The organism is uncultured Thiodictyon sp. (assembly GCF_903828115.1).
In the GTDB taxonomy this organism is placed as follows: domain Bacteria; phylum Pseudomonadota; class Gammaproteobacteria; order Chromatiales; family Chromatiaceae; genus Thiodictyon.
Window position 1 is genome coordinate 1 of record NZ_CAIKKU010000694.1, and the last position, 6,654, is coordinate 6,654.

At 62.3% G+C, this 6,654-nt stretch carries 4 protein-coding genes and 2 pseudogenes; 2 read left to right on the forward strand and 4 right to left on the reverse strand.

Annotated elements, in window-relative coordinates:
- The 4 genes and pseudogenes from QZY48_RS26270 to QZY48_RS35040 all read right to left on the reverse strand — a co-directional run.
- On the reverse strand, nucleotides 1-529 hold a 529-nt coding region (locus QZY48_RS26270; RefSeq protein WP_295436488.1), incomplete at its 3' end, for a hypothetical protein.
- Between the two features lie 270 nt (nucleotides 530-799).
- Nucleotides 800-1,735 (reverse strand): CysB family HTH-type transcriptional regulator, encoded by a 936-nt coding sequence (locus QZY48_RS26275; RefSeq protein ID WP_295436489.1) that lies wholly within the window; start codon nucleotides 1,733-1,735, stop codon nucleotides 800-802.
- 100 nt (nucleotides 1,736-1,835) lie between these two features.
- Nucleotides 1,836-2,540, reverse strand: a pseudogene (locus tag QZY48_RS26280) (sulfate ABC transporter ATP-binding protein); the annotation flags it as partial.
- A 253-nt stretch (nucleotides 2,541-2,793) separates the two neighbouring features.
- A pseudogene (locus QZY48_RS35040) lies at nucleotides 2,794-4,093 on the reverse strand (nitrite/sulfite reductase); the annotation flags it as partial.
- A 642-nt stretch (nucleotides 4,094-4,735) separates the two neighbouring features.
- Here QZY48_RS35040 and QZY48_RS26290 point away from each other — a divergent pair.
- Both QZY48_RS26290 and QZY48_RS26295 read left to right on the forward strand, forming a co-directional pair.
- Nucleotides 4,736-5,131, forward strand: coding sequence for a helix-turn-helix domain-containing protein (locus tag QZY48_RS26290; protein ID WP_295436493.1), 396 nt, complete (start codon nucleotides 4,736-4,738; stop codon nucleotides 5,129-5,131).
- Between the two features lie 362 nt (nucleotides 5,132-5,493).
- Nucleotides 5,494-6,519, forward strand: coding sequence for a toll/interleukin-1 receptor domain-containing protein (locus tag QZY48_RS26295; protein WP_295436494.1), 1,026 nt, complete (start codon nucleotides 5,494-5,496; stop codon nucleotides 6,517-6,519).
- Nucleotides 6,520-6,654 lie beyond the last annotated feature (135 nt).

Here is a 6,654-nt window from a genome sequence, read left to right on the forward strand (position 1 = left end):
AGCCGGTGAAACTCCTGGCCGCCTCCTGCACATGGGCATCCGTGTGCAGTGCCCGCGCGTCCAGGCGCAGCACCACCTGGTCGGTCCGCAGACCGAAGCGGTGCAACAGGGTCTCGAAGACCTCGCCGTGGTGCTCGGGTAGCGCGGCCACATGGCGCAGATGCACGTCCAGCACCAGCAGTTCACGACCGTCATGGCCCTGGTGCAGGTGGTTCAACGCATGGAAGGTGCGCAGGAAGCGGTCCAGAAACACCACGTCGTCGGCATCCCAGGCCTGGACATAGAGCGACTCGGGCGGGGCGGGATGCCCGTCCTCGGTCCGGACAAAGAGCTTCGCGCGCTGGCCGAACAAGGCACCGGTGGCGGCCTTGATCACCGGGACCAGATAGGGCGTGAGGACAAAACCGGCGATCTGTGCGGTCAGCAGGCCGCGATGGAGTCGGTAGCTTGCCCGCCGGCGCAGATGGGCGCGCGGGTGCAGTTCAGGCAGGCGGACGTTGTAATAATCGACGACGCTGGACAGTGGCATAGTGGCATTCTTCCCGGGGTAGAGTGGCGGATCGACCATTGAATGGGTACGCGACGGTGTTGGGTCGACAACGGCAACGATGGATGCAGCACATCGCGAAGGACCTCCGGGAATGGGATTGAAAGGGCTCGGCCGTCTGAGGGCGCGGGACCGGGGATGCGGTCGGCGACACGCTGATCACGACCCCGAGCGCCCCAGGACGCCGTCAAGTCCGCAACTGAAGGATAAGGGACGGGGGGTGGGTCAGGCAAAGACAATGTTGTGCTTTGTTTATTCGGCCGCGACCTTGGGGAACACCGCGTCTCTCACCTGCTCGGCGGTGAGGGCCGGGGCGCAGCAGGTGACGAAGCGGATGGCATAGTCACGCAGATAGTGGCCGCGGCGCAGGGCAATGCGGGTGGTATTGACGGCAAAGAGCCCGTCAGTGGGGAGCAGCCGCAGGCCGGCGTCGCGCACCGGATGGAAGGCCACGGCGGCGATGATGCCGACCCCCAGTCCGAGTTCCACGTAGGACTTGATGACATCGGCGTCGAGTGCGGACATGACGATGTCTGGTGCCAACCCCGCGGCGGCGAAGGCGGCATTGATGCGGCAGCGGCCGGTGTAGCCCTCGTGATAGGTGATGAGCGGATAGTCGGCCAGGGCCTCAAGGGTAACTGGTTCCAGGGTCGTGAGCGGATGTCCGTCGGGAACGATCACGGCGTGATGCCAGGAATAAAAGGGGAAACTCACCAGGTCTTCGTCATCGCCTACCGCCTCGGTGGCAAGGCCGATGTCGGCCTCCCCCGCCCGCAACAAGGCGACGACCTCCCGGGGGCCGCATTGGCGCAGCTCCAGGTGCACCTGGGGGCGTTCCTGCTTGAATCTGACCACTACCGGCGGCAGGGCGTAGCGCGCCTGGGTATGGGTGGCGGCGATGACCAGGCGCCCCTCGTCCCGCCGGGCGAACTGCTCGCCCAGGCGTTCGATGTTGCCGGTATCAAGCAGGATGCGTTCCACGATCGGCAGCAGTTCCTTGCCGGGTTCGGTCAGCCCGAGCAGGCGCTTGCCGCGGCGCACGAAGATCTCAACGCCCAATTCGTCTTCCAGGTCCTTGATGTGCTTGGATACGCCGGACTGGGCGGTGAAGAGCGCGCTGGCTACCTCGGTGAGGTTGAAATTGTTCCGCACCGTGGCGCGCAGGATGCGTAACTGTTGGAAGTTCATCTCAGGCCGCTTGGCGTTGGAACACCCGTAGCGGTGCGGGCACCAGGCGCACCCGCTGACCCTGGGTCAGCGTGCGCGCCCGTTCCCGCGGCAGGAGGACCTCGTAGACAAAGGGGTTGGCCGGGCATTGGTAGACCTGGTCCGGGCTTCCGATCTGCTCGACCCGCCCGCGGTTCATCAGCACCACCCGGTCGGCGACCTCCAGGGCCTCCTCCTGGTCATGGGTGACGAAGATGGAGGTGACGTGCAGGTCGTCGTGCAGGTCACGCAGCCAGCGCCGCAACTCCTTGCGCACCTGGGCGTCCAGGGCGCCGAAGGGCTCGTCGAGCAGCAGCACCCGGGGCTCGACCGCCAGCGCCCGGGCGAGCGCGATGCGCTGGCGCTGACCGCCGGAGAGTTGCGACGGGAAGCGGTCGGCGAGCCATTCCATCTGCACGAGATCCAGCAGGCGCAGGACGCGCCGCCGGATCTCCGGCTCCTTGGCGCGGCCGCGGCGCGGCTGCACCCGCAGGCCGAAGGCGACGTTCTCGAACACCGTCATGTGGCGGAACAGGGCATAGTGCTGAAAGACGAAGCCCACCTGGCGCTCGCGCACATGGGTGCCGGAGGCGTCCTCCCCCTCCAGGATGACGCGGCCCGCGTCGGCCGTCTCCAGCCCCGCGATGACCCGCAACAGGGTGGTCTTGCCGCAGCCGGAGGGACCCAGCAGGGCCACCAGTTGGCCAGTGGGAAAGTCGAGCGACACCCGGTCCAGCACGGTGATGCCGGCGAAGGTCTTGGTGATCTCTTCGACCTGGATGCTCATGGGTGATTCCTGGGAACAGAAAGAATAGTTGACGCAAATGAACGCAAACGAACGCAAATGAACGCGGGGCGTCGCGCAGCCATCAGTCGGGGCGACAACTCACCCTGGTGGAATCTGCCGGGAGAACTGGTTGCCGTTAATGGCGATTTGCGTTTATTTGCGTTCATTTGCGGCTGAACTGCTTTTTGTTGGGTAATAGGGACTCGGGGGCTGGCCTCGGGTCGCGCTCCCGGGCGCCATAGGCGGCGGTCGCGAAGGGCTGGCTGCCGATGCGTTGGAGGGTGGCGGCAAATGGCTCTCCCACCCGGCGTTGGGCGAGGTAGGCGCTGAGCAGGCGTTCCAGGGCGGCCGGCACCTCGGCCGCCGGGACTGCAGGGCCGATGACGATACCGAAGCGGGTCTCCTCGCCGTGACTGCCGCCGAGGCCGAATTGATAATACTCGGCCCCCTGTTTGTCGATGCCGCGGATGCCGATGTCGGCAAGCTGATGGTGGGCGCAGCCATTCATGCAGCCGGAGCAGTTGACCACCAGGTCCCCGAGGCGCTCCAGCAGGTCCTGGTCCGCAAAGCGGGCCTGGATGGCATGGGTCAGCGGGATGGAGCGGGCATTGGCCAGGCTGCAATAGTCGCCGCCGGGGCAGGCGACGATGTCCGTCAGGAGCCCGACGTTGGGGGTCGCGAGCCCCGCCGCGGCGGCCTGGCACCATAGTGCGTGCAGGTCGGTCCGGCGCACCTGCGCCAACACCGGATTCTGGCGCTGGGTGACCCGTACCTCGCCGAAGCTGTAGTCGTCTGCCCACCGGGCGATGGCCTGCATCCGGGCGGCGGACAGGTCCCCGGGGGCCTGGTCCTGGTGCTTGGTCGACAGGGTGACGATGGCATAGCCGGGGCGCCGGTGGGGTCGCACATTGCGCCGCACCCAGGCGGCAAAGGCCGGATCGCGGCCGAGCCGCTGCAGGTGCAGCGGGTCGTCGGCGGGTGCATCCAGAGTTGAGCCCGATGTCATGGACCCGGGTCAGGGGCCGGTCGGCGCCGGCGCTTGAAACCGCGATCTTGACCTTGCGCGGCAACGCGGTGAACCCCGGGTGGGCGGCGCTCCATTGACGCAGGATCTCGCACCAGGGGCGCGGGTCGATGGGCTCGTCCGCCGCCGCCCCGGCTAGGGGGTCGCAGGTCACGTTGCGGATGCAGCTCCCGGAGGTCTGGATCGCATGCAGTTGCACCTGGGCCAGTTCCTCAAGGATCAGCGGGGCGTCCTCCAGGGCCAGCCAGTCGAGCTGGAAGTTGTGCCGCGTGGTGAAGTGCCCGTAGCCACGGCCAAAGCGCTCGCTGACCCGGGCCAGGGCGCGCAACTGGTCGCTACGCAGCAATCCGTAGGGGACCGCGATCCGCAGCATGGGCCCGTTGCGCTCGATGTAGAGCCCGTTCTGCAGGCGCAGGGGGCGCAAATCGTCGGCGCTCAACTCGCCGGCCAGGTGGCGCCGGAGTTGGTCGCGCAGTTGCGTCACCCGCTCGTCCACCAGTCGTTGGTCGTGCGTGTCGTATCGGTACATGCGTCTGCTCGTCGTCGGTCGCGGGCGGGGCCCCGTCGCGCGGGTCTTTGTCACCGGGGGCGGACGGGGGAATCGTATCGGATCTTATTCGGACGCCCTGGTACCAAGAACGAATCGCTTGTGATATCCATAGCGGAAAATCGTATTTCCAACCCGCGCAGAGGGGCCGTTCAACCTGGAAAGAACAGTTCTCACGCCAAGGCGACAAGCTCGCCAAGGTCTTTCAGCACCTTCTCTGCCTTAGGCCATTCACGCGGCGGGCGATCTGGTGATGTTTCTTACCCTATTGTATTTCTTGGCGAACTTGGCGTAAACCCGCCCGGCCGCTGTAGCATTTGCCAGCGAGGGGCGTCAGACCATCTGGACGCGGGGCTCGGGACCGTCAGCAAGATCTGCGAGGCGGCGCCGCCGCACCTGCCCTGCGGCGCCCCCAGCCAGGCCTGGTCGGTTGCCTGCGTGCTGGAGGCCTGGACCCGGTTGGAGCGGGCGCGGCGGCTGCCGGATGCGACCTCGGTGCGACCTTGATCATCACTCCGGCGTTCGACCCGAGCTCCGCGCCTGCGCCGGGCGGTCGGGATTGTGATCAAGGCCGTCGGGACGAGATCCCATTGCTGGTCCGCCATTTCTATGGACAAGTCCGGCATGAAACTGGGCCGGGCGGTCACCGGGGTCCCGGTTAAGGCGATGGACGCGCTCTGCGCCTATGGCTGGCCGGGGAACATCCGCGAATTGGAGGACGTCATCGAGCGGGCCCTGATCCTCTCGTCGGGCACCACCCTGGTACTCGGCGAGCTGGTCGATCTGCATCCGGCCGCGCCCGCCGATGCTGCGGCCACCAAACCCACCGGTCTGACCCTGGAGGAGGCCGAGCGTCACCACATCTGCACCATGCTGGAGCAGACCTGCTGGCAGATCGAAGCACGGGACGGGGCGGCTCAGCGGCTCAATATCAATGCCAGTACGCTGCGTTCGCGGATGCGTAGGCTTGGGATCGAACGGCCGCGGGCACAGGGCGCGGCGGGCGGTCGCCGGACATGATCCTGGACGGGTCCGATCCGGAGCCTCGGCCGCACGATCAGCGCGAGGACCGGCCCGCTGAGCCTCCGGCAGGGTCGGTCAACCGCCGTTGCGCGGGAGGCGGATTCCGGTCGAACAGTGGGAGTTGCAAGGGATCGATGAGTCGGCGAAACTGTTGGCCGACCAGTCGTGGTTGCCCGCCCCCTCAGTGCGCGGGTCCAAGCACGTAGCATGCCGCGACGCGCGGGCGGGTCCAGATAACGGTCCCGGTTCAAAGGGGTGCCGGCCTCGCGGCGGGGGCGCCACGGTTTGGATGTTCGTGATCTCGACTGCGTGCAGTCTCATGTATTAGCATCCTAACGCAATCTGGAGCACGTTAGAATTTGAAGCACAGCATGAGCGTTGTTCCTATAGAAATCGCAGAAATTGGGTTCAGTGAATCCAGCGCGTTGTCGGCCGCAATTGCTTTCGCCAATGCAAATCAGAATTATTTTTCGTTTTCTTTACTGGTAGATCCAAGATTTCGCGATTATGAACCAGAAAATGCTGCTTATTATAGGACGGATGAAATATATTCATTGCTAGATAATGTACTAATAGACATAAAAGGATTTCACAACCTAATCATTGGCGTTGTAGACGGGCGCCTCGATGGAAAAAAGTGGGGCAATCTTTTCGGCTCGATGGAAACAAACAAGAACGACAGAATAACTGGGAAGGCTGTCGCTTCGATCCATGGAGTGAAAGACATTATAAGCCCAATACCAATAAGCGTATACTACTGCTTCGAGTTGCTTAGTTTCTCAATCCGCTTTATTGTTGGAAAAGGAATGATTCATGATGGAGAGCGCGGTTGTTTGTTCCACCGCAAAGCAAATAAGGCTGATATTGTTGAAAGCATTCAATCTGGTTACATATCACTAGATAGCTTGAGAATCATTAACAAATACTTGGAGTTTGAGCAGATACAGTGCATCCAAGGCATGCTGATTAAACTTGCTCACATTTCCAGATCGGACAACCCTGAAATCGCCTTACAGAGATTTAGGAAAGACAAGTCCATGTCATCAAGTATGAAGGTGAATCCGTCTGTCTTTATCAGCTACAGTCACGCTGATTCTGAGTGGCTGAAACGAGTTCAAATCCATTTAAAGCCGTTAGAGCGAAAAGGCTTAATATTGCCTTGGGATGACACAAAGATTGAGCCCGGAATGCAATGGAAAGACGAAATTAATAAGGCTTTGGATTCGGCTCGAGTTGCCATTCTGTTAATAAGTGCAGATTTCTTGGCGTCTGACTTTATAGTCGATAATGAATTGCCGCCGCTTTTGGCGTCCGCCGAGGAGCATGGAACATTGATTTTTCCGGTAATCCTTAAGCCATGCCTATTTTCGGAGTCAGAACTATAGTTAACCGCAAAAATTACTGTACTAAAAGTCAAGTGAAGGAGCCCCTGTCATGAATAATCATACCCCCGTTATTGATAATGACTTCCTGATTGTTTACTATTTAGAAAAAGAGAAAGATCCAGCGGTTAAGTACCG

Coding starts and splice junctions, on each gene's coding strand:
- QZY48_RS26290 (WP_295436493.1), top strand. CDS start 4,736: ATGAAACTGGGCCGGGCGGTCACCGGGGTCCCGGTTAAGGCGATGGAC.
- QZY48_RS26275 (WP_295436489.1), bottom strand. CDS start 1,735: ATGAACTTCCAACAGTTACGCATCCTGCGCGCCACGGTGCGGAACAAT.